The organism is Pseudomonas sp. LS1212 (assembly GCF_024741815.1).
Lineage (GTDB): Bacteria > Pseudomonadota > Gammaproteobacteria > Pseudomonadales > Pseudomonadaceae > Aquipseudomonas.
This window is the reverse complement of the sequence record NZ_CP102951.1, coordinates 4,129,925-4,150,500: the sequence shown is the minus strand read 5'-3', so window position 1 is coordinate 4,150,500 and position 20,576 is coordinate 4,129,925. Positions and strand designations below refer to the sequence as shown.

The following is a 20,576-nucleotide window of genomic DNA, read 5'->3' as shown; positions in this document are numbered from 1 at the left end:
TTCGAGGTGGCGCGCCCAGGTTCTGTCGTGTTCTTCGCTTATTGGCGATACGACTTGAGGAAATTTCCGATCCGGCCGATAGCCTGGTCCAGATCGTCTACCCGTGGCAGGGTGACGACGCGGAAGTGATCCGGCCATGGCCAGTTGAAGGCGGTGCCTTGCACGACCAGCAGTTTTTCCGAAAGCAGCAGGTCCAGGACGAATTTCTCGTCATTGTGGATCGGGCAGACTTTCGGGTCGATCCGTGGGAAGGCATAGAGTGCACCCATGGGTTTCACGCAGCTGACACCTGGAATATCATTGAGCAGTTCCCAGGTCCGGTTGCGCTGCTCCAGCAGGCGGCCTGCCGGCAGGACCAGGTCGTTGATGCTCTGGTAGCCGCCCAGTGCGGTCTGGATCGCGTGCTGGCTGGGCACGTTGGCACACAGGCGCATGTTGGCGAGCATATCGATGCCTTCGATGTAGCTCTGGGCGTTGTGCTTGGGCCCGGAAATCGCCACCCAGCCGGAACGGAAACCGGCCACGCGGTAGGATTTGGACAAACCGTTGAAGGTCAGGCACAGCAGGTCCGGCGCCAGCGAGGCGGTGCAGACGTGGACGGCGTCGTCGTAGAGGATCTTGTCGTAGATCTCGTCGGAGAACACCACCAGGTTGTGCTGGCGGGCCAGTTCAAGCATGCCCAGCAACACTTCCCTGGAATACACCGCGCCCGTCGGGTTGTTCGGGTTGATGATGACCATGGCCTTGGTGTTCGGGGTGATCTTGGACTTGATATCGTTCAGGTCCGGCCACCAGTTGGCTTGCTCGTCGCACAGGTAGTGCACCGGGTTACCGCCGGCCAGGGTCACCGCGGCGGTCCACAGGGGGTAGTCGGGCGCCGGGATCAGGACTTCGTCGCCGTTGTTGAGCAGGGCCTGCATCGACATCACGATCAGCTCGGATACACCGTTGCCCAGGTAGATGTCTTCGATGCCGACACCTTCGACCTGCTTCTGCTGGTAGTACTGCATGACCGCCTTGCGGGCGCTGAACAGGCCCTTGGAGTCACTGTAGCCCTGCGCCGTCGGCAGGTTGCGGATCACGTCCTGGAGGATTTCGTCCGGCGCTTCGAAGCCAAATGGCGCAGGGTTGCCGATGTTCAGCTTGAGGATGCGATGGCCTTCCTCTTCCAGGCGTTTGGCGTGCTTGAGCACCGGGCCGCGGATGTCATAGCAGACATTGGCGAGCTTGTTCGATTTGCTGAACTGCATGATGTGATCCCGATTAGAAAAGATCGCCGCGCTTTGCGCTGTGAAAATCAGTTTGAAATGCGAGTAACGCGGGTGCCAGACTGACGTCTGATGAGGCGCAATCATACGTGCCGCCCGATCTGCGGAAAAGATACGGATCGGGCTTTTTCAGTTGCCGAGGCCTACCCATGGAAAAGCTTGAGAAAACCCTTGAAGAATGGCGCGCGATGCTCGACCCAGAGCAGTACAACGTCTGTCGCCTGAAGGCCACCGAAGGGCCGTTCACCGGCAAGTACAACAGCACCAGGACCGACGGGGTCTATCACTGCGTATGTTGTAATGCGGCGTTGTTCGACTCCAGGGCCAAGTTCGATTCCGGCTGCGGCTGGCCAAGCTTCTATGAGCCGATTGCCGAAAGTGCCATGATTGAGATCAGGGATACGACCCATGGCATGATCCGCACTGAAGTGACCTGCTCCATGTGTGATGCTCATCTGGGGCATGTCTTCCCCGACGGCCCGCCGCCGACCGGCTTGCGCTACTGCATCAACTCGGTGTGCCTGGATCTGCAGCCGCGATCCTGATTGCACGGTATTCGAGCAATGGATAGGGATTGCATTCGATTGCTCGAAGATTTTCCTTTCAGCCCTGACTTTCATGGAGGTAGCGTCATGAGTGACAAGCTATTGAGCATTCCCTGCACCACCATTACCGGAGAGAAGAAAACCCTGGGCGATTTTTCCGGCAAGGCCTTGCTGGTGGTCAATACCGCCAGCCAATGTGGCTTTACCCCGCAGTACAAGGGCCTGGAACAGCTTTGGCAGAAATACAAGGATCGCGGCCTGGTGATCGCGGGTTTCCCATGTAATCAATTCGGCAAGCAAGAGCCCGGCGATGAAGCCGCCATTTCGCAGTTCTGCGAGCTGAATTTTGGCGTGACCTTCCCGCTGTTCAAGAAAATCGATGTGAACGGCAGCGATGCCCACCCCTTGTTCGTGCAATTGAAGAAGCGTGCGCCCGGTGTGTTGGGGTCCGAGCGAATCAAATGGAATTTCACCAAATTCCTGATCGGGCAAGACGGCAAGACGATAAAACGCTTCGCGCCGGTGACCAAGCCCGAAGACTTGACTGCCGAGATTGAAGCATTGCTCAAATGATCGGCTGGTAAATCCAGGGTCAAGTCACCAGGCGGGTGCCAGCGGCACCCAGTGGTCGATCAAGGTGATCAGTTCTTCGCGGCGAAACGGCTTGGCCAGGTAGTCGCTCATGCCCGCCGCCCGGCAGCGTTCGCGCTCTTCGGGCATGGCGTTGGCGGTCAGGGCGATGATCGGCAGTTGCGGCCAGCGGGCGCTCTGGCGGATCCGACGGCTGGCTTCGTAGCCGTCCATCACCGGCATGTTGCAGTCCATCAGCACCAGATCGAAGGTGCGGTCCTCCAGGTGCGCTAGCGCCTCGCCGCCGTGGGCGGCAACGGTCACTTCGCAGCCCAGTTTACCCAGCATGCCTTTGGCGACCAGTTGATTGACCGGGTTGTCCTCGACCAGCAGGATGCGCGCCCGGCGCTCGACCTCGGCGCCGTTGTGGCGTGGGGCATGGCTGAGGCTGTCCTCGGCATGCAAGGTGCGACGCAAGGTCTGGTAGAGCGCATTGCGGGCCAGCGGCCGGGCCTGTTGCTGCAGTGGCGCCAGCGCCGTCGCCTGCTCGCCGGGAAGGAAATTGCCGTAGGCGGTCACCAGCAGAATCGGTGCGGTGATGGCCGGGCGCAGGCCAAACAGGCATTCCGGGCAGTCAGTGATCAGCAGGTCGGGGCGCAGGCCAGCCAGGCTGTCGTCAACGCTATAGCGGCTGTACTCGACTCCCCAGGCCGGCAGCAGGCTTGCCAGCAATTCGGCCAGGCCGCTGCTGGCCGGGCTGACCGCGATCACCCGCCCCTTGAGCGGGGCGGGCGGGATCGCCGGGGTATGGGTGGGCAAGGGCAGGTCGGCGCTGAACTGACTGCCGAAACCGGCCTCGGAGCTGATACTCAAGCGTCCCTGCATGGCTTCACACAGATTGTTGGTCAACGCCAGGCCCAGGCCGGTGCCGCCGTATTGACGAGTGATGCCGGCGCCGGCCTGGGTGAACGGCTGGAAGATTTTGACCTGGGCATCGCGGGGAATGCCGATGCCAGTGTCGCACACCTCGATCCGTACTCCGCCCGGGTAGCTGCTCAGGCGCACATCGACACGCCCGAAACGGGTGAACTTGAGCGCGTTCGACAGCAAGTTGCTGACGATCTGGCGGACCCGGGTCGGGTCGCCCAGGACAGTCGAGGGAAACTGTGGGTCGATCAGGCAGGCCAGTTCGACGCTGGGAGCCGCATTCTGCGAGAGCAGGTTGGCGGTGTCTTCGGCCAGTGCGCCAAGATCGAAGGGGATGCGCTCAAGTTCCAATTGCCCTGCGTCGAATTTGGACAGATCGAGAATGTCATTGAGCAATTCGACCAGAACCTTGCCCGAGTCATGGGCGATGGACAGTTGCTGGCGCTGCTCGGCATTGAGCGGGCTGTCCAGCGACAAGGCGATCATTCCCAGCAGGCCGTTGAGCGGCGTGCGTATTTCATGGCTTATATTGGCCAGAAATGCTGCCCGTGCCTGGGCCATGTCCAGGGCCGTGCGGCGCGCGCTTTCCAGTTCTTCGTTGGACAGGCTGAGCCGGGTATTGCTGGCCTTGAGTTCAGTGGTCCTGGCCGAAACGATGTTTTCCAGCTCGTTGAGGTAATCGGTCAGGCGGTTCTCGGCGTTGCGTCGCTGCTGAATCTCGGTGGCCATGCTGATGAACTGTTGATTGGCCACTTTGACCAGTACACCGATTTCATCGTGCTCATGATCGGGTGGGCAAGCCAGCCTGGCCTGGTTCGGGCTATGGGGGTCGCGACTGCTCAGCGCGCCGATGACCCTGACCAGCGGCTTGGTCAGCATCACGTAGAACAGCATGAGCAGGATACCGGTCAGGATCAGGCTGCGGACGCAACCGCTGAGCAGGGTGATTTCAGCGCGGCGCAGAAAGCGCTCGCCGTAGACATAGGTGTCCGCGCTCAGTTGCAGGGTACCCAGCGGCTCATCGGGCAGGTGGCTGAGAAAAAGGGCGTCTTCGAACTGACGACTCTCGCCGAACAGAAAGTCGCTGATCATCCGATAACGACTTTCCAGCCGCGGGCGTTCGACGCGGGCCAGGACCGTGCCGTTATTGTCGGTCAGCCGTGCGGCACTGATGGCGGGCGAGCGCAGCAGGCCCAGGGTCAGCTCTTTGGCAAGCCCGGCATCGATGTTGTAGGCGATCCGCGAGGCCGGGTTGTGACTGATTTCGAGCTGGGACAACATCTCCCGATTGATGGAGGCGTCTTCGCTGGCATAATCGAGGCTGATCTGGATGAGGCTGAGCAAGGTTCCAAGAATGAAGCCGACCAGCACCGTCAGCCGAGCTTGCTTGTAAGACAGGCGATTGGTGAACCTTATATCCATGGGCGCTGGGCCAACTCCTCGTTCCGTGCGCGGGCAAGCTTAACCGAAGCTAGCCAGCGGCGCGTCGTGTTTTTGCTTTTTACCCTGAACCTGCCTTGAGGAGAAGTCGTGGACTCTAGTTTGAATGCTTTTCTTGAGCGTGCCGATGCCGTTCTGGCGCGCCTGGAGCCCTTGTTACCGGTGCCGCGCGCGGTCATCGACTGGGAACAGTGCCTGGCCGCCCGTTGGCAGCGCGATGGCCGCAGTGGTTTTCTGCTACCGCTGGACGTCAGTCTGGACATGCGCCTGTCGGACTTGATCGGTGTCGATCAGCAGCGCGATCAACTGGCCCGCAACACCCGGCAGTTCCTCGATGGTTTGCCGGCCAACCATGCCTTGCTGTGGGGCTCGCGTGGCACTGGCAAGTCGTCGCTGATCCGGGCCTTGCTGGCTGAGCACGCCAAGGGCGGGCTGCGCCTGATCGAGATCGAGCGCGACCACCTGTCCGACCTGCCGCGGGTCGTGGAGCAGTTGCACAAGTTGCCCCAGCGTTTCGTGCTGTTCTGCGATGATCTTTCGTTCGAGGCCGGGGAGAGTGATTACCGCGTGCTCAAAAGCGTTCTCGATGGCTCGCTGGAGCAGGCGCCGGACAACGTATTGCTCTATGCCACGTCCAACCGTCGTCACCTGGTGCCGGAGAAGCAGAGCGACAACGAACATTGGCAACTTGTCGATGGCGAGGTGCATCCCAACGAAGCGGTGGAGGACAAGATCGCCTTGTCCGACCGTTTTGGTCTGTGGCTTTCGTTCTATCCCTTTACTCAGGATCACTTCCTCAGTGTGGTCGAACACTGGATCGGCGAGCTGGCGCGACGCGCCGGGCTGGTCTGGGAGCGCAGCGAGGAGCTGGACAAGCTGGCGATTCGTTGGGCCACCGGGCGCGGTAACCGCAACGGCCGTTGCGCCTATCAATTCGCCCGTTACTGGGTTGGGCTCAAGTTATTGGAGCAAAAAGCATGATCGATTTGCAAAGTGCCGGCGAAGGCCTCGGTGGCTATGAACTGCTGGCCGCGCAGTTGGAGTCGCTGTTGGCTGATGAGCGCGACTTCATTGCCAATGCTGCACAGTTTTCCGCGTTCCTTTACACCCAGGTCGAGGACCTGAACTGGGCGGGCTTTTATCTCAATCGCAACGAGGAGTTGGTGCTGGGCCCGTTCCAGGGGCAAATCGCATGCGTACGCATTGCCTTTGGGCGTGGCGTCTGCGGAACGGCGGCCCAGACCCGCCAGACCCAGCGGGTAGAGGATGTGCATGCCTTCCCCGGGCACATTGCCTGCGACAGTGCCTCCAATAGTGAAGTGGTGATTCCGCTGGTAAAGGAAGGGCGCCTGATAGGCGTGCTCGACCTGGACAGCCCGAAGCTTGCGCGGTTTACCGAGCAGGATCAGGCAGGGCTGGAGCATTTGGCGGCGATATTCTTGCGGCTGACCGATTGCCAGGGGGAATCCGTGGGAGCGGCCCTGGCCGCGAATGAGCCTGAGCCGATTGCGGCATGGGGCTGTTCGCGGCCAGGGCTGCTCCCACGAGACAGTGCATAATCAGTCGTAGATGGCTTTCTTCTTCCAGCTATCCGTTTCGTCGGTCTTCAGCCCTTCGGTCAACGGATTGACCTCGTTTTCGGTCGGCGCGATGTTGGTCAGCACCATGGAGTTGGCGCGGGCCAGCAACTTCTCGAGGTAGTTGAGCTGTTCCTGGTAGACCGCCGGCTCAGGCTGCTTGCGCAGGTACTGCACGCCGCGCTCGAACGCCAGGCGGGCCTGGCCCGGCTGATTCTGCTGCAAGGCATGCTGGCCCAGGTTATTGAAGAACTCGATGTGCAGCTGCACCAGAATATGCCGGACCTCCCTGACCCAGTGCTTGGCCTCGCTGGCGGGCAGGAAGCCTTCCTGGGCGGCGCGGGTGATCTGGCTGTGCAGGGCTTCGAGCAGGTGTCGTACATCCTTGGCGCGTGCTTCGGTCAGGATCGGGCTGGTCGAATTGTTGATCGGGATCGCTTCACCCTTGGCAATCAATGCCTGCAGTTCACCTATGCGCGCAGTCAGATCGGGATTCTTTTTATCCTGGGCCAACAGGCGCTGGTTGAGATTCAGTTCCAGGCGCGCCAGAAGCACCTTTAAAGCAGGCGTCATCAATTGCCCGGGAAAGCTCTCGGTAATTTCGCCACAGCGACGTATACGCTCGCCCAAGTCTATCTTCAGGCGCGCTTTTTCCAGCTTGTTGTTTTCCAACACGTTGTTCATATAGCCGATGGCGATCAACAGAGCGATCCCGGCTACTATGAAGAGGGTGATCATGAGTGGCGTCACCGTTAAGGCCTCATCAGGAAGATTTCCATTCGAGTGTAGTGGCTAAGCATTTGGGCGGATAGAGCCCTTGGGTCACTTCAATGGGCGCCATAGTGGCACTTTGATCTGTACCTGCCGTGCCAGCGGGGTTTGCGTCTTTTCCGATGTCAGAAAATAAACGTCAAGAGTCAGGCGTGAGGATGGCCTTGCCGGGCCCTGAAAGGGGAGTGAAGTCATTGATTTAAATAAATTTATATCAGGGGGTTGACGACTTCTCAAAGCACCCATAGAATGCGCGCCACTTGCAGCGTAAAGCACACAGCGAAACGAAGCAGGGAGTGAATGTTGTAGCGTGTCCCCTTCGTCTAGTGGCCTAGGACACCGCCCTTTCACGGCGGTAACAGGGGTTCGAGTCCCCTAGGGGACGCCAATGCGGGAATAGCTCAGTTGGTAGAGCACGACCTTGCCAAGGTCGGGGTCGCGAGTTCGAGTCTCGTTTCCCGCTCCAATTTTAAACAGCTTTGCTATTGGGCAGGGCTGAGTGAAACCAGAACCAAATCTTACGATGCGGATCTGGGCACTGGAACACACACCATGTGTTCCGGGTAGCGTGTCCCCTTCGTCTAGTGGCCTAGGACACCGCCCTTTCACGGCGGTAACAGGGGTTCGAGTCCCCTAGGGGACGCCATTTGCGGGAATAGCTCAGTTGGTAGAGCACGACCTTGCCAAGGTCGGGGTCGCGAGTTCGAGTCTCGTTTCCCGCTCCATTTATACAAAAACGCCGCTCTCTGAGCGGCTTTTTTGTTTGTGTCGCACTCAGGTCGTGTGCCTGTAGCCGATAAAAAAGCCCGCCTGGTTCAACCAGGCGGGCTTTTTTATAACGCTCGAGTGATCAGTGCTTGCTGCTGTCCTGGGCGGATAACGCCAGCAACTGCTTCTCCTGGTTCCAGTCGAAAGGCTCGTCGTTCTGCTCGGCCTCATACCGGCGCTCTTCCAATGCCTGATACAGGTCGATCTCATCATCGGGCATGTAATGCAGGCAGTCGCCGGCAAAGAACCACAGCAGGTCGCGCGGCACCAGGTGAGCGATCTGCGGGTAGCGCGTGATGACCTGGCACATGATGTCCTGCCCCAGATACTGGCTTTCGATCGGGTCCACGGGCAGTTGCTTGAGAAGTTCGTCGAAGCGCTCCAGAAACAGCTCATGGCTTTCTTCCGGCACTTGCTCGGCTTCACCCAGGGCGACCAGGATGCTGCGCAGATGGTCGAGCAGGACGAGGTGGTGGTCGAGATGGGAGTTGGCCATGATAGGTCCTCTTGAGCAAAACGGGCGCGAGAGTATACGGCTCTCCGCGCCCGATGTCTCAGGCCGCGAGTTATTGTCACTGCCGTTCAGCGAATCTTGCCTGGGGCCAGTTGCAGTTCCTCCTTGCTGAAATCATCCACGTCGATGACTTTGCGGCTGGCGGCTGCCGCCTGGCGCAGGGTTTCGGCTTCGCCAGCCTGGAGCACGCCGGCGTGCAAGGCTGCATCGATGGCGTGTTCGCCTGGCTCTGGTTCGACCTGGCCACTCTTGAGCGCCATCTGCAGTTTTTTCTGCAAGGGTTGGCTGGCCGCCAGCAACTCGCTGGCATGTTGCAGCGCGCCGACCGCATCCTCTGGCGATTGCGGGCGATAGCAGCCTTGCAGCAGTTCTTCGAGGGTCGGGTCGCCCTTGCCGCGACCGATCACGGCGGCGATTTCGGCATCCAGCGCATCGGACGGGCCGGTATGGCGACGCCCGAAGGGAAATACCACCCCGCGAAGCAGGCAGCCAAGGATACGGCTGGGGAAATTGCGGAGCAGCGCATCGAGGGCATGTTCGGCCTGGCCGAGGCTTTCTTCCATGGCCCAGCGCAACAGTGGGCGCATGTGTTCGGGTGAGCCCAGATCGTGATACCGCTTGAGCGCGGCCGACCCCAGATAGAGGTTGCTGAGCACATCGCCCAAACGGGCGGAGAGGCGTTCGCGGCGCTTGAGTTCGCCGCCCAGCAGCATCATGGACAGGTCGGCAAGCATGGCGAAGGCGGCGGCCTGGCGATTCAGGGCGCGGAAATAGCCTTGGCTGAGCGAGTCGCCCGGTTCTTTTTCGAAGCTGCCCAGGTTCAGGACCAGCGTACTGGCGGCATTGCTGATGGCGAAGCCGATATGCTCGAGCAGCAGGCCGTCGAACTCTTCCAGCGCCTGTTCGCGGTCTTCGCGCGCGGCCAAGGCCATTTCCTTGAGGACGAAGGGGTGGCAGCGGATCGCGCCTTGGCCAAAGATCATCAGGTTGCGCGAAAGGATATTGGCGCCTTCGACGGTAATGAAGATCGGTGCTCCCAGCCAGTTGCGCCCCAGGTAGTTGTTCGGGCCCATGATGATGGCCTTGCCGCCATGCACATCCATGGCGTGGCGGATGCACTCGCGACCGCGCTCGGTCAGGTGGTATTTCAGGATTGCCGACAATACCGACGGCTTTTCCCCCAGGTCCACGGCGCTGGCCGTCAACAAGCGAGCACTGTCCATCAGCCAGGCATTGCCGCCAATACGTGCCAGTGACTCCTGGATCCCTTCGAAATCGGCCAGGGGCACGTTGAACTGTTCGCGAACTTGCGCATATTGGCCGGTGACCAGGCTGGTGTACTTGGCCGCACCGGTGCCAACCGCCGGCAGGGAGATGGAACGGCCCACCGACAGGCAGTTCATCAGCATCATCCAGCCCTTGCCGAGCATCTCCTGGCCGCCGATCAGGTAGTCCAGGGGGATGAATACGTCTTTGCCGGCATTGGGCCCGTTCATGAACGCGGCACCCAGCGGCAGGTGCCGGCGGCCGATATCGACACCGGGGGTGTCGGTCGGGACCAGTGCCAGACTTATCCCCAGGTCTACCTCATCGCCCAGCAAGTGCTCGGGGTCGTAGGCCTTGAAGGCAAGTCCGAGCAAGGTAGCGACCGGCCCCAGGGTGATATAGCGCTTTTCCCAGTTCAGGCGCAGCCCGAGTGTTTCCTCGCCCTGCCACTGGCCTTTGCAGATGACTCCGGTGTCAGGCATCGCACCTGCATCGGAGCCCGCCAGGGGGCCGGTGAGGGCGAAACAGGGAATCTCGTCGCCACGGGCCAGGCGCGGCAGGTAATGGTCACGTTGTTCTTCGGTGCCGTAATGCAACAGCAGCTCGGCAGGGCCCAGGGAATTGGGCACCATGACGGTCGAGGCCAGGTCGCCGCTGCGGGTGGCCAGTTTCATCGCCACTTGCGAGTGAGCGTAGGCGGAGAAGCCTTTACCGCCGTATTGCTTGGGGATGATCAAGGCAAAGAAGCCGTGTTGCTTGATGTGTTCCCAGGCGGGGGCGGGCAGGTCCATGTTCTGGCCGATCTGCCAGTCGCTGACCATGGCGCAGAGTGCTTCGGTCGGGCCGTCGATAAAGGCCTGCTCTTCTTCGCTCAATTGCGCCTTGGGGTAGGCCAGCAAGGTTTTCCAGTCTGGCCGGCCACTGAACAACTCACCGTCCCACCAGACCGTCCCGGCTTCGATGGCTTCGCGCTCGGTCACCGACATGGGCGGCAGAGTTCGCTGGAGCCAGGCGAACAGCGGCGCGGTCAGGAGTTTGCGGCGCAGGTCCGGCAGCATCAAGGGCAATGCCGTGGCAATCAGCAACAGCCAGAAAATCCCCAGTAACCAGCCGGGTACATGGCCGGAGATGCCCATTGCCAGCAAGTAGACGGCGACGATGCCGAGAGCGGGAAAGACAGCGATGCGACGATGAGCCAGCCAGGCGATGCCGACGATCAGAACCAGTAACCACAACAGCAGCATATTCATTCCTCCGTGAAGACAGGACATAACCGATCACAAGAGCTTAGACCGCATCCGCTAAAGAGCCGGTACGCGATTGGGACCCCCTCTGGTGGCTGGAGTTCGTGGGCGTCAGGAGTAGACTGGCGGCCCACATGGATTAATGGAGATGGCCATGCTCAAGATCTGGGGCAGGAAAAACTCGACCAATGTCAGGAAAGTATTGTGGTGTGCCCAGGAGCTGGAATTGCCCTACGAGTCGATCGACGCCGGCGGTGCTTTCGGTCTGGTCGATGAGCCGCAATACCGGGCGATGAATCCCAACGGGCGGATCCCTGTGATCCAGGATGAAGATCTCGTGCTCTGGGAGTCCAATGCCATCGTGCGTTACCTGGCAGCCCGCTATGCGCCGGATTCGAACTGGTACCCGGCCGATCCTCTGATCAGGGCCAAGGCTGACAAGTGGATGGACTGGACGTCGACGTCCCTGGCCGAGCCCTTCCGGCATCTGTTCTGGGGCATTCTGCGGACTGTGCCCGAGCAGCAGGATTGGGTCGCGATCAATGCCGCGCACAAGGCCTGCGCGCAATTACTGTCAATTGCCGACGAAACGCTGGCGCATCAGCCATTTCTTTCAGGCGATGCGCCGGGGATGGGCGATATTCCGCTGGGCAGCTTTGCCTATGCCTGGTTTGAAATGCCCATCGAAAGGCCCGAGATGCGCCATCTCAGGGCATGGTACGAGCGCCTGCAAGAGCGGCCGGCCTATCAGGCAGCCGTCATGACCGCGTTGACGTAATAGTCATTATCAATGCGCGTCACTGTACTTGCGCGATTTTGACCCGCAACATTGGTCATATTCGCTGCGGTTGTAATTCATGTGCCGCGCCCTTACTCATGAACTAATTCCATCTTGGTGCATACATCCTTTATGAGTTCTGCTCTCACCATCCGGCAACTGACCAAAACCTACGGCAACGGTTTCCAGGCCTTGCATGGTATTGACCTGGACGTGGCCGAAGGCGACTTCTTTGCACTGCTCGGCCCTAACGGCGCCGGCAAATCCACGACAATCGGCATTCTTTCGACGCTGGTGAACAAGACCAGCGGCACGGTGAATATCTTTGGTCATGACCTGGATCGTCAGCCGGCAGCGCTCAAGCGCTGCATCGGCGTCGTGCCGCAGGAGTTCAACTTCAACCAGTTCGAGAAGACCTTCGATATCGTCGTGACCCAGGCGGGCTACTACGGCATCCCGTCAAAGATCGCCAAGGAGCGCGCCGAGCAATACCTCACCCAGCTGGGGTTGTGGGACAAGCGCGATGTGCCTTCGCGCTCGCTGTCCGGCGGCATGAAGCGCCGCTTGATGATCGCGCGGGCGTTGATCCATGAGCCGCGCCTGCTGATTCTCGATGAGCCGACCGCCGGGGTGGACATCGAACTGCGTCGTTCGATGTGGACCTTTCTCACCGAGCTGAACCGCAAAGGCATCACCATCATCCTCACCACCCACTATCTGGAAGAGGCTGAACAGTTGTGCCGCAACATCGGCATCATCGACCACGGCACGATCGTCGAGAACACCAGCATGCGCAAATTGTTGAGCACGCTGCATGTCGAAACCTTTCTGCTCGATCTCAAGCAGGATCTGCAGACCGCACCACAGTTGCAGGGTTACCCGTGCCGCCTGGTCGACCGGCATACCCTGGAAGTCCAGGTGGATAAGTCTGCCGGCATCACCGCATTGTTCGCTCAGTTGGCCCTGCAGAACATCGAAGTGCAGAGCCTGCGCAACAAGACCAATCGCCTTGAGGAGTTGTTCGTGTCTTTGGTGGAAAAAAACCTGGCGAAGGTGGCGGTATGAGTTCGGAGCTGAGTGCCAACCTGGTCGCCCTCAATACCATCGTCTACCGTGAAATTCGCCGTTTTACCCGGATCTGGCCACAGACGCTGCTGCCTCCGGCAATTACCATGGTTCTGTATTTCGTCATCTTCGGTAACCTGATTGGCCGGCAGATTGGCGATATGGGTGGTTTCACCTACATGGAGTACATCGTGCCTGGCCTGATCATGATGTCGGTGATCACCAATTCCTACGGCAACGTGGTGTCCAGCTTCTTCGGCAGCAAGTTCCAGCGTTCGATCGAAGAACTGATGGTTTCGCCGGTCTCGCCGCACACGATTCTGATCGGTTACACCCTGGGTGGCGTATTGCGCGGTTTGGCGGTGGGGGTGATCGTGACAATGTTGTCGCTATTCTTCACCGACCTGCAGGTTCATCACCTTGGCGTGACCATGCTGGTGGTGTTCCTGACGGCGACTATTTTCTCGTTGCTGGGTTTCATCAATGCGGTATTTGCACGCAACTTCGACGATATCTCGATTATCCCGACGTTCGTGCTGACGCCCCTGACATATCTGGGCGGGGTGTTCTATTCGATCAACCTGCTACCACCGTTCTGGCAGACCGTGTCGCTGGCAAACCCGGTGCTGCACATGGTCAACTCGTTCCGTTACGGGATTCTCGGGGTGTCCGATATCCGTATCGGCGTGGCCATCACCTTTATGCTGGTTGCCACGGCCGTGCTGTATTTCGGATGTGCGCGGTTGCTGGTCAGCGGCCGTGGGATGCGTACCTGAGATCTCGCAGGATCTCGTTCCCACGCATAGCGTCACTAGTGTCCGGTAAAAAATGGGGAGGCTGGGAATGTGATGGTTGGCTCGCGAAGGGGTGAGCATATCCAGATACTGTAGCGGCCTTGCTGGCCCGTTCCGCCCTTACGGCGGGTCACTTTTGACTGGGCAAAAGTAACCAAAACCCCTGTCCCTGCATCCGGCCCTACGCTGCGCTTCGGGTCCCTTCACTCCGGCATTGCTCCCGCCGGGGCGCACCGACGGGCCGTCCCTGGCCCTTCGGTGCTTGCTCGGCTCCTGCCTCGCACCCAGCTTCGCAATGCCTCCGTTCAGCCTCCTGAAGGGACGTTCGGTGGTGTCTGGACGATCGCGGCAATCAAAAGCATTCAAAGCAAAAGCAGATCCGGTTTTTTGCTTTTTGCTTTTGCTTTTGCCTTTGCTTCTAGATGCGCGCACACGCAGGCGACACCGATTGTCCCTTCAGGAGGCCGAGTGGAGTCATTGCGCAGTGGGGTGCGAGGCAGGAAGCCGAGCAAGCGCCGAAGGGCCAGGGACGGCCCGTCGGCGCGTCCACACGGGAGCAATGACGGAACGAGGGAACCCGGAGCGCAGCGCAGGGCCGTATGCAGGGACCAGGGGTTTTGGTTACTTTTGCCCCAACAAAAGTAACCCGCCGTAAGGGCGGAAGGGGCCAGCAAGGCCGCTACAGCATCTGGATCTGCCCACAAAACCAAGTCGCAACGAACCGATCATGGCTCAAACCCAGGCAACGCAAGGGGTAAAAAGCACCCCCTGCATTTTTAACCGGACACTAGTGACGCAGAGCGTGTGAACGAGGAGAGGGGGATCAAGGTTGCGATCTGCTTTTGCGCCGGCGCCATTGCCTGCCCACCCACCAGCGCCAGTAAAGCATGGTCAGGCAATAGCCAAGCGCGCCCAACAGCAGGCCGCAGACCACCGAACCCAGCAGAAAGGGTTGCCAGAGTGTCGATAGCTGGCCGCTGATCCATTCCCAGGTCAGTTCGTCCGGCAAGCTCCTGGGCGGCACATGCATCAGCCAGGCGCCCATCTGATAGGTACAGAAAAACACCGGTGGCATGGTGATCGGGTTGGTCAGCCAGACCAGGCTGACGGCGATCGGCATGTTGCCGCGCAGCGGGATCGCCAGGCTGGCGGCCAGCAGCATTTGCAGCGGGATCGGGATAAAAGCGGCAAACAGGCCTACGGCCATGGCCCTGGCCACGGAGTGGCGATTGAGGTGCCAGAGGTTGGGGTCATGCAGCAGCCGCCCGAGAAAGCGTAAGGACTTGTGTTCCTTGATGCTGGTCGGGTCAGGCATGTAGCGTTTGAAAAGACGACGCGGCATCTCGGTTCTCGGTCGATCGGGTGGGGCAAGTATGCACAGTTTCCGGGAACGGCAAATTCAGACTTTGTGACAATTAATAAAGCTGGACACTTTGTCCATGGTCTAAGCCTCAGAAACGGATATTGCCAGAGGCTGTTTTCATGCGCACAGGGATGGTTGCGCTCGCGCTAGGGCTGTTGTGCCTGCGGTTTTTACCGGCGCTGCCGCCGGTCTGGTCGTTGGTCGCGCTGGTCGTGGTTGGGCTGATGCTCCTGCCATTTCGCAGCTACCCCCTCGGTTTTTTTCTGCTCGGTTTCAGTTGGGCCTGCATGTCGGCGCAATGGGCGCTGGATAAGCGCCTGGCGCCCGAACTGGACGGACGCACCCTTTGGGTAGAAGGGCGGGTGGTCGGGCTGCCGAACCAGGCGGCTCGGGTCATACGCTTTGAACTGGCCGATGCAACGTCGCGACGTGCCGAGCTGCCACCACTCATGCGCTTGAGCTGGTACGGCGGGCCGCCGGTCAACAGCGGCGAACGCTGGCGATTGGCGGTGAACCTCAAGCGCCCGTCCGGGCTGGTCAATCCGCATCTCTCCGATCAGGAGGCTGCCTTGCTGGCCAGACGCATCGGCGCCACCGGCAGTGTCAAGGCCGGGGAGTTGCTGGCGCCAGCCCGGGCCGCCTGGCGCGATGGTGTTCGTCAGCGTCTGCTGGGCGTTGATGCCCTGGGGCGTGAAGGCGGATTGGCGGCGCTGGTGCTCGGTGATGGCGACAGCCTTGATGCCGGCGATTGGCGAATTTTACAGGATACCGGCACCGTGCATCTGCTGGTGATCTCGGGGCAGCATGTCGGCATGCTGGCAGGGCTTGTGTACGCCATCGTTGCAGGGCTGGCGCGGTTTGGTTGCTGGCCACGAACGCTGCCCTGGTTGCCCTGGGCCTGTGCATTGGCCTTTTCGGCGGCGCTGGGATACGGCTTGCTGGCAGGTTTCCAGGTACCCGTTCGTCGGGCCTGCATCATGCTCGGGCTGGTCCTGCTGTGGCGCTTGCGCTACCGCCATCTGGGCGTCGGTTGGCCTTTGCTGCTGGCGCTTGTTGGGGTGCTGCTCCTCGAGCCGCTGGCGAGCCTGCAGCCAGGATTCTGGCTGTCATTCGCTGCTGTGGCGGTATTGATCCTGGCGTTCAGCGGTCGCCTGGGCGGCTGGCGGGCATGGCAGGCCTGGACCCGCGCTCAGTGGCTGGTCGCCATCGGGTTGTTGCCGGTGCTGCTGGTCCTGGGGCTGCCCATCAGTATCAGTGCGCCACTGGCCAATCTGGTGGCGGTGCCGTGGGTCAGTTTCGGCGTGCTGCCCCTGGCGTTGTTGGGGACGCTCACGTTGCCGGTACCGATAGTCGGTGAAAGCCTTCTGTGGCTGGCAGGTGGCCTGCTCGATGCCTTGTTCGGATTTCTCGCCCGAATCGCCGGTTGGCGGTCCGCCTGGTTGCCGCCGGCCGTACCCGCCTGGGCCTGGTTGCTCAGCTGCCTGGGGGCCTTCATGTTGCTGTTGCCCAAAGGCGTGCCGGTGCGTTTGCTGGGTTGGCCATTGTTATTGCTGGCGGTATTGGTCCCGCAGACGAAAATCCCTGAGGGCGAAGTGGAAGTCTGGCAGTTGGATGTGGGGCAGGGGCTGGCGTTCATTCTGCGCACTCGCCAGCATACGATGCTTTACGACGCCGGGCCGGCGCTGGGTGGCGCAGACCTTGGCGAGCGAGTGGTCTTGCCGGTGTTGCGCAGGTTGGGTGTGCGCGAGCTGGACCTGATGTTGCTCAGCCATGCCGACGCCGACCATGCCGGCGGTGCTCCGGCAGTGATGCGGGGAATGCCGGTGGCACGCGTGCTCAGTGGCGAAGCGGCGGCGCTGCCGGCCGTTCTGCAGGCCGAGCCTTGCGTCAGTGGTGAGCGCTGGGAGTGGGACACCGTCAGCTTTTCTTTGTGGCAATGGGCCCAGGCAGGCGACAGCAACCAGGACTCCTGCGTGCTGATGGTGGAGGCGCGAGGCGAGCGGCTGTTGCTCACCGGCGACATGGACGCCCGCAGTGAGCGCGCCTGGCTGCAAGGCCCGGACGCGACCGACGTGCACTGGCTGCAAGCGCCTCATCACGGCAGCCGCAGTTCATCGTCGCGGGCCTTTCTTGAGGCGACCGCGCCCAGGGGCGTGCTGATTTCGCGTGGACGCCACAATGCTTTTGGCCATCCGCACCCGGAGGTCATGGCGCGTTATCGTGCGCTGGGCATCATCGCCTACGACAGCGTCGAGCATGGCGCCTTGCGCCTGCAGCTGGGGCGTTTCGGCGTCCCCGAGGGGTTGCGCGCGCAACGGCGCTTCTGGCGTGATGCCATTGTGCCTGGCGCGTGACCCGACATGACGGCCTTCGGCGCAGGGGTCCCCTATGTTAGAGTGGCGGACTTTTTCAGGGGGATCGTTACTGTGTGGGAATTGGTCAAGTCCGGCGGCTGGATGATGCTGCCGATCATTCTGAGCTCCATAGCAGCGGTGGGCATCGTCGCCGAGCGCCTGTGGACGTTGCGAGCCAGCCGCGTGACCCCTCCGCATTTGCTTGGTCAGGTCTGGCGCTGGATCAAGGACAAACAACTGAACACGGAAAAGCTCAAGGAGCTGCGCGCCCATTCGCCGCTGGGCGAGGTCCTTGCAGCGGGCCTGGCCAACTCCAGGCATGGTCGCGAGATCATGAAAGAGTGCATCGAAGAGGCTGCTGCCCGCGTCATTCATGATCTGGAGCGCTACATCAACACGCTGGGTACGATTGCCGCCATGGCGCCGTTGCTCGGCCTGCTCGGCACCGTGCTGGGTATGATCGATATCTTCAGTGCATTCATGGGCGCGGGCATGGGCACCAACGCAGCGGTGCTCGCCGGTGGTATTTCCAAGGCCCTGATCACCACGGCCGCCGGCTTGATGGTGGGTATTCCAGCGGTATTCTTCCATCGTTTCCTGCAGCGTCGGATCGACGAGCTGGTGGTGGAAATGGAGCAGGAGGCCATCAAGCTGGTCGAAGTAGTGCAGGGCGACCGTGATGTCGAACTGGCTGGGGGCAAGGTGTGAAGTTCCGTCGCAAACCGCGTGAAAATATCGACATCAATCTGGCATCGCTGATTGATGTGGTTTTCATCCTGTTGCTGTTCTTCGTCGTGACCACCACCTTCACCCGTGAGACCCAGTTGCGCGTGGAGTTGCCGGAGGCGGTCAGCGCAACCCCGGCGCCCGACACCGAGCTCAAGCAACTGGACATCGCCATCAGCGCCGAAGGGGTCTACTCGGTGAACAACCAGCTGTTGCCCAAGAGTGATCTGGCGACCCTGATGGAAGCCGTGCAGAAGGAATCGGCCGGAGACACGCAGTTGCCGCTGTCGATCAGCGCTGATGGCAAGACCCCGCACCAGGCCGTGGTCACCGCAATGGATGCAGCCGGCAAGCTGGGCTTCAGCCATCTGCGCATGACCACCGTAGAGGCGCAGGGTACTCCCTGATGGCACTTTCCGATCGCTTGCTGGCGGCATGGTATGAGGGCCATCCGGCGCTGACCCTGTTGCGGCCGCTGGAGTGGTTGTACCGCACGATCGTACAGCGCAAGCGCGAGCGCTTTGTAGCGGGCGTCGGGGCTATCTATCAAGCGCCGGTTCCCGTGGTGGTGGTAGGGAACATCACCGTCGGTGGCACCGGCAAGACTCCGTTGATCCTTTGGCTGATCGAACACTGCCGCCGCAGCGGGCTGCGAGTCGGCGTCGTCAGTCGCGGCTACGGTGCCCAGCCGCCGCAGCTGCCCTGGCGCGTCACGGCCGAGCAAAGCGCGGCAGTGGCCGGCGACGAGCCATTGCTGATCGTGCAGCGCAGCGGCGTGGCGCTGATGATCGACCCGGACCGCAGTCGCGCCGTTCAGGCGCTGACGGCAGCCGAACCGCTTGACCTGATTCTGTCCGACGACGGTCTACAGCATTACCGCCTGGCGCGGGACCTGGAACTGGTGCTGATCGACGCCGCCCGCGGGCTGGGCAATGGCCGCTGCCTGCCGGCCGGCCCGTTGCGTGAGCCGATCGAGCGCCTGCAATCGGTCGATGCGCTGCTTTACAACGGAGCGGACGCTGATCGCGCCGATGGCTTTGCCTTCACCTTGCAGCCGACCGCACTGGTCAACCTGCGCAGCGGCGAGCGCCGTGCACTCGATCATTTCGGCCCCGGCCAGCAAGTGCATGCGGTCGCCGGCATCGGTAATCCGCAACGTTTCTTCAATACCCTGCAGGGGCTACACTGGCGGCCAGTGCCGCATGCCTTCGCCGATCACGCGGTCTATAGCGCCGAGGCGTTGAGTTTCACGCCGTCGTTGCCGTTGATCATGACCGAGAAGGATGCGGTGAAATGCCGAGCCTTCGCCGCCGACGATTGGTGGTACCTGGCCGTCGACGCTTTGCCTTCCCGGGCATTCGTGGCCTGGTTCGATACACAGTTGTTGCGCCTGCTGCCTGATCGTCGGCAGCCCTGAACTGTCTTAATTGCTCTACGCCTGAGGATTTCTCCATGGACACCAAACTGCTCGATATCCTGGCCTGCCCGATCACCAAGGGCCCGCTCAAGCTCAGCGCCGATAAAACCGAGCTGATCAGCAAGGGCGCAGGTCTCGCGTACCCGATCCGCGACGGCATTCCGGTCATGCTGGAAAGCGAAGCACGCACTCTGACCGATGATGAGCGCCTGGATAAATGAGTGCAGCATTTACCGTTGTGATTCCGGCCCGCTTCGGTTCCAGCCGCTTCCCCGGCAAACCGTTGAAGTTGATCGCGGGCAAGCCGATGGTCCAGCATGTCTGGGAGCAGGCACGCAAAAGCGCTGCCGAGCGGGTTGTCGTGGCCACTGATGATGCACGGATCTTCGAGGCTTGCCAGGGTTTCGGCGCCGAAGTGGTGATGACCCGCGAAGACCATAACTCCGGCACCGACCGCCTGGCCGAAGTCGCCGCGCAACTGGGATTGGCCGCCGATGCAATCGTCGTCAATGTCCAGGGCGACGAGCCAATGATTCCACCGGTCGTGATCGATCAGGTCGCCGCCAACCTGGCCGCCCATGCCGTAGCCGGCATTGCGACCCTGGCCGAACCCATTGATGACGTTGAATTTCTGTTCAATCCGAACGTGGTCAAGGTTGTCGCTGACCTCGACGGGCTGGCGTTGACCTTCAGCCGTGCACCATTGCCGTGGGCGCGCGATGACTTCGCGAAAACCCGCGAGACGCTGCCGGCTGGCGTCCCCTACCGTCGGCACATTGGCATCTACGCCTACCGTGCGGGCTTTCTGCATGACTTCGTCAGCTGGGGTCCCTGCTGGCTGGAAAACACTGAGTCGCTGGAGCAGCTGCGTGCGCTCTGGCACGGCGTGCGTATCCATGTCGCCGATGCTGTGCAATCGCCTCCGGGCGGTGTCGACACCCCCGAAGACCTTGAGCGCGTGCGGCGCTTGCTGGAGGCTTGATGCGGGTTCTGTTTGTTTGCCTGGGCAATATCTGTCGCTCACCGACGGCCGAAGGCGTGTTGCGTCATCAGCTGAAGGCGGCGGGCCTGGATGATCGAATCGAGGTGGCCTCGGCCGGCACAGGCGACTGGCATGTCGGCAAAGCGCCGGACACCCGGACCCGCAGGGCCGCGCAATTGCGTGGCTACGATTCGTCGCAGCAAGGCC

General features: G+C 61.0%; 18 protein-coding genes, 4 tRNA genes and 2 pseudogenes. 18 read left to right on the top strand and 6 right to left on the bottom strand.

Annotation, left to right across the window (positions count from 1 at the left end; genetic code table 11):
* Positions 1–38: 38 nt before the first annotated feature.
* On the bottom strand, positions 39–1,250 hold the full coding sequence (locus NVV94_RS19260; RefSeq protein ID WP_258443971.1) for a pyridoxal phosphate-dependent aminotransferase: 1,212 nt from the start codon (positions 1,248–1,250) through the stop codon (positions 39–41).
* Positions 1,251–1,417: 167 nt separating this feature from the next.
* Between NVV94_RS19260 and msrB the strand changes: the two genes are divergently transcribed.
* The gene (gene msrB, locus NVV94_RS19255; protein WP_258443970.1) at positions 1,418–1,813 is read left to right on the top strand and encodes a peptide-methionine (R)-S-oxide reductase MsrB; all 396 of its coding nucleotides are present in this window, start codon (positions 1,418–1,420) and stop codon (positions 1,811–1,813) included.
* An 87-nt stretch (positions 1,814–1,900) separates the two neighbouring features.
* Positions 1,901–2,386: a glutathione peroxidase gene (locus tag NVV94_RS19250; RefSeq protein ID WP_258443969.1), complete on the top strand. Its 486-nt coding sequence runs from the start codon at positions 1,901–1,903 to the stop codon at positions 2,384–2,386.
* A gap of 24 nt (positions 2,387–2,410) precedes the next feature.
* Here the strand turns inward: NVV94_RS19250 and NVV94_RS19245 are convergent, their stop codons facing one another.
* Complete coding sequence (locus tag NVV94_RS19245; protein WP_258443968.1) at positions 2,411–4,732, bottom strand: response regulator; 2,322 nt, start codon at positions 4,730–4,732, stop codon at positions 2,411–2,413.
* A gap of 108 nt (positions 4,733–4,840) precedes the next feature.
* On the opposite strand from NVV94_RS19245, the gene NVV94_RS19240 reads away from it, so the two are divergent.
* Both NVV94_RS19240 and NVV94_RS19235 read left to right on the top strand, forming a co-directional pair.
* Positions 4,841–5,731, top strand: coding sequence for an ATP-binding protein (locus NVV94_RS19240; protein ID WP_258443967.1), 891 nt, complete (start codon positions 4,841–4,843; stop codon positions 5,729–5,731).
* Positions 5,728–6,207: pseudogene (locus tag NVV94_RS19235) on the top strand (GAF domain-containing protein); the annotation flags it as partial. The gene NVV94_RS19240 and the pseudogene NVV94_RS19235, both read left to right, overlap by 4 nt.
* Positions 6,208–6,309: 102 nt before the next feature.
* Here NVV94_RS19235 and NVV94_RS19230 read toward each other — a convergent pair.
* Complete coding sequence (locus NVV94_RS19230; protein WP_258443965.1) at positions 6,310–7,077, bottom strand: hypothetical protein; 768 nt, start codon at positions 7,075–7,077, stop codon at positions 6,310–6,312.
* A gap of 333 nt (positions 7,078–7,410) precedes the next feature.
* Between NVV94_RS19230 and NVV94_RS19225 the strand changes: the two genes are divergently transcribed.
* From NVV94_RS19225 to NVV94_RS19210, 4 genes are all read left to right on the top strand, one after another.
* Positions 7,411–7,486, top strand: a tRNA-Glu gene (locus tag NVV94_RS19225).
* A 2-nt stretch (positions 7,487–7,488) separates the two neighbouring features.
* Positions 7,489–7,564: transfer RNA gene (locus NVV94_RS19220), tRNA-Gly, on the top strand.
* A 104-nt stretch (positions 7,565–7,668) separates the two neighbouring features.
* A tRNA-Glu gene (locus tag NVV94_RS19215) sits at positions 7,669–7,744 on the top strand.
* Between the two features lie 3 nt (positions 7,745–7,747).
* Positions 7,748–7,823 (top strand) — tRNA-Gly (locus tag NVV94_RS19210).
* 125 nt (positions 7,824–7,948) lie between these two features.
* Here the strand turns inward: NVV94_RS19210 and NVV94_RS19205 are convergent.
* Together NVV94_RS19205 and NVV94_RS19200 are read right to left on the bottom strand one after the other, a co-directional pair.
* Positions 7,949–8,362 (bottom strand): PA2817 family protein, encoded by a 414-nt coding sequence (locus NVV94_RS19205; RefSeq protein ID WP_258443964.1) that lies wholly within the window; start codon positions 8,360–8,362, stop codon positions 7,949–7,951.
* Positions 8,363–8,448: 86 nt separating this feature from the next.
* Positions 8,449–10,890: an acyl-CoA dehydrogenase gene (locus NVV94_RS19200; RefSeq protein ID WP_258443963.1), complete on the bottom strand. Its 2,442-nt coding sequence runs from the start codon at positions 10,888–10,890 to the stop codon at positions 8,449–8,451.
* Positions 10,891–11,044: 154 nt separating this feature from the next.
* Here NVV94_RS19200 and NVV94_RS19195 point away from each other — a divergent pair, with 154 nt between their 5' ends.
* The 3 genes from NVV94_RS19195 (at position 11,045) to NVV94_RS19185 (ending at position 13,509) form a co-directional block, all read left to right on the top strand.
* Positions 11,045–11,668 (top strand): glutathione S-transferase family protein, encoded by a 624-nt coding sequence (locus NVV94_RS19195; RefSeq protein WP_258443962.1) that lies wholly within the window; start codon positions 11,045–11,047, stop codon positions 11,666–11,668.
* A gap of 132 nt (positions 11,669–11,800) precedes the next feature.
* Positions 11,801–12,733, top strand: coding sequence for an ABC transporter ATP-binding protein (locus tag NVV94_RS19190; protein WP_258443961.1), 933 nt, complete (start codon positions 11,801–11,803; stop codon positions 12,731–12,733).
* Positions 12,730–13,509, top strand: a complete 780-nt coding sequence (locus NVV94_RS19185; protein ID WP_258443960.1) for an ABC transporter permease — start codon at positions 12,730–12,732, stop codon at positions 13,507–13,509. The genes NVV94_RS19190 and NVV94_RS19185 overlap by 4 nt, the downstream gene beginning before the upstream one ends.
* An 841-nt stretch (positions 13,510–14,350) precedes the next feature.
* On the opposite strand, the gene NVV94_RS19180 is transcribed toward NVV94_RS19185, so the two are convergent.
* Complete coding sequence (locus NVV94_RS19180; RefSeq protein WP_258443959.1) at positions 14,351–14,869, bottom strand: DUF2062 domain-containing protein; 519 nt, start codon at positions 14,867–14,869, stop codon at positions 14,351–14,353.
* A gap of 140 nt (positions 14,870–15,009) precedes the next feature.
* Between NVV94_RS19180 and NVV94_RS19175 the strand changes: the two genes are divergently transcribed.
* From NVV94_RS19175 to NVV94_RS19145, 7 genes and pseudogenes are all read left to right on the top strand, one after another.
* Entirely contained in the window at positions 15,010–17,244 is a 2,235-nt protein-coding gene (locus tag NVV94_RS19175; RefSeq protein ID WP_258443958.1) for a DNA internalization-related competence protein ComEC/Rec2, read from the top strand.
* A 72-nt stretch (positions 17,245–17,316) separates the two neighbouring features.
* A complete protein-coding gene (locus NVV94_RS19170; protein WP_258443956.1) occupies positions 17,317–17,952 on the top strand; it encodes a MotA/TolQ/ExbB proton channel family protein in 636 nt (211 codons plus the stop codon).
* Positions 17,949–18,377, top strand: coding sequence for a biopolymer transporter ExbD (locus NVV94_RS19165; RefSeq protein ID WP_258443955.1), 429 nt, complete (start codon positions 17,949–17,951; stop codon positions 18,375–18,377). The genes NVV94_RS19170 and NVV94_RS19165 overlap by 4 nt, the downstream gene beginning before the upstream one ends.
* The gene (lpxK, locus tag NVV94_RS19160; protein WP_258443954.1) at positions 18,377–19,387 is read left to right on the top strand and encodes a tetraacyldisaccharide 4'-kinase; all 1,011 of its coding nucleotides are present in this window, start codon (positions 18,377–18,379) and stop codon (positions 19,385–19,387) included. Before NVV94_RS19165 ends, lpxK begins: the two co-directional genes overlap by 1 nt.
* Before the next feature lie 35 nt (positions 19,388–19,422).
* Positions 19,423–19,608 carry a Trm112 family protein gene (locus NVV94_RS19155; RefSeq protein WP_003247142.1) on the top strand — a complete coding sequence of 62 codons (186 nt, stop codon included), beginning with the start codon at positions 19,423–19,425 and terminating at the stop codon, positions 19,606–19,608.
* A complete protein-coding gene (gene kdsB / locus NVV94_RS19150; protein ID WP_258443952.1) occupies positions 19,605–20,369 on the top strand; it encodes a 3-deoxy-manno-octulosonate cytidylyltransferase in 765 nt (254 codons plus the stop codon). The genes NVV94_RS19155 and kdsB overlap by 4 nt, the downstream gene beginning before the upstream one ends.
* A pseudogene (locus NVV94_RS19145) lies at positions 20,369–20,572 on the top strand (low molecular weight phosphotyrosine protein phosphatase); the annotation flags it as partial. The gene kdsB and the pseudogene NVV94_RS19145, both read left to right, overlap by 1 nt.
* Between the last annotated feature and the right edge of the window lie 4 nt (positions 20,573–20,576).

What these genes read in the sequence shown, in the direction of transcription:
- NVV94_RS19260 (WP_258443971.1), bottom strand. Translation starts at nt 1,250, where the DNA reads ATGCAGTTCAGCAAATCGAACAAGCTCGCCAATGTCTGCTATGACATC.
- msrB (WP_258443970.1), top strand. Translation starts at nt 1,418, where the DNA reads ATGGAAAAGCTTGAGAAAACCCTTGAAGAATGGCGCGCGATGCTCGAC.
- NVV94_RS19250 (WP_258443969.1), top strand. Translation starts at nt 1,901, where the DNA reads ATGAGTGACAAGCTATTGAGCATTCCCTGCACCACCATTACCGGAGAG.
- NVV94_RS19245 (WP_258443968.1), bottom strand. Translation starts at nt 4,732, where the DNA reads ATGGATATAAGGTTCACCAATCGCCTGTCTTACAAGCAAGCTCGGCTG.
- NVV94_RS19205 (WP_258443964.1), bottom strand. Translation starts at nt 8,362, where the DNA reads ATGGCCAACTCCCATCTCGACCACCACCTCGTCCTGCTCGACCATCTG.
- NVV94_RS19200 (WP_258443963.1), bottom strand. Translation starts at nt 10,890, where the DNA reads ATGCTGCTGTTGTGGTTACTGGTTCTGATCGTCGGCATCGCCTGGCTG.
- NVV94_RS19195 (WP_258443962.1), top strand. Translation starts at nt 11,045, where the DNA reads ATGCTCAAGATCTGGGGCAGGAAAAACTCGACCAATGTCAGGAAAGTA.
- NVV94_RS19190 (WP_258443961.1), top strand. Translation starts at nt 11,801, where the DNA reads ATGAGTTCTGCTCTCACCATCCGGCAACTGACCAAAACCTACGGCAAC.
- NVV94_RS19185 (WP_258443960.1), top strand. Translation starts at nt 12,730, where the DNA reads ATGAGTTCGGAGCTGAGTGCCAACCTGGTCGCCCTCAATACCATCGTC.
- NVV94_RS19180 (WP_258443959.1), bottom strand. Translation starts at nt 14,869, where the DNA reads ATGCCGCGTCGTCTTTTCAAACGCTACATGCCTGACCCGACCAGCATC.
- NVV94_RS19175 (WP_258443958.1), top strand. Translation starts at nt 15,010, where the DNA reads ATGCGCACAGGGATGGTTGCGCTCGCGCTAGGGCTGTTGTGCCTGCGG.
- lpxK (WP_258443954.1), top strand. Translation starts at nt 18,377, where the DNA reads ATGGCACTTTCCGATCGCTTGCTGGCGGCATGGTATGAGGGCCATCCG.
- NVV94_RS19155 (WP_003247142.1), top strand. Translation starts at nt 19,423, where the DNA reads ATGGACACCAAACTGCTCGATATCCTGGCCTGCCCGATCACCAAGGGC.
- kdsB (WP_258443952.1), top strand. Translation starts at nt 19,605, where the DNA reads ATGAGTGCAGCATTTACCGTTGTGATTCCGGCCCGCTTCGGTTCCAGC.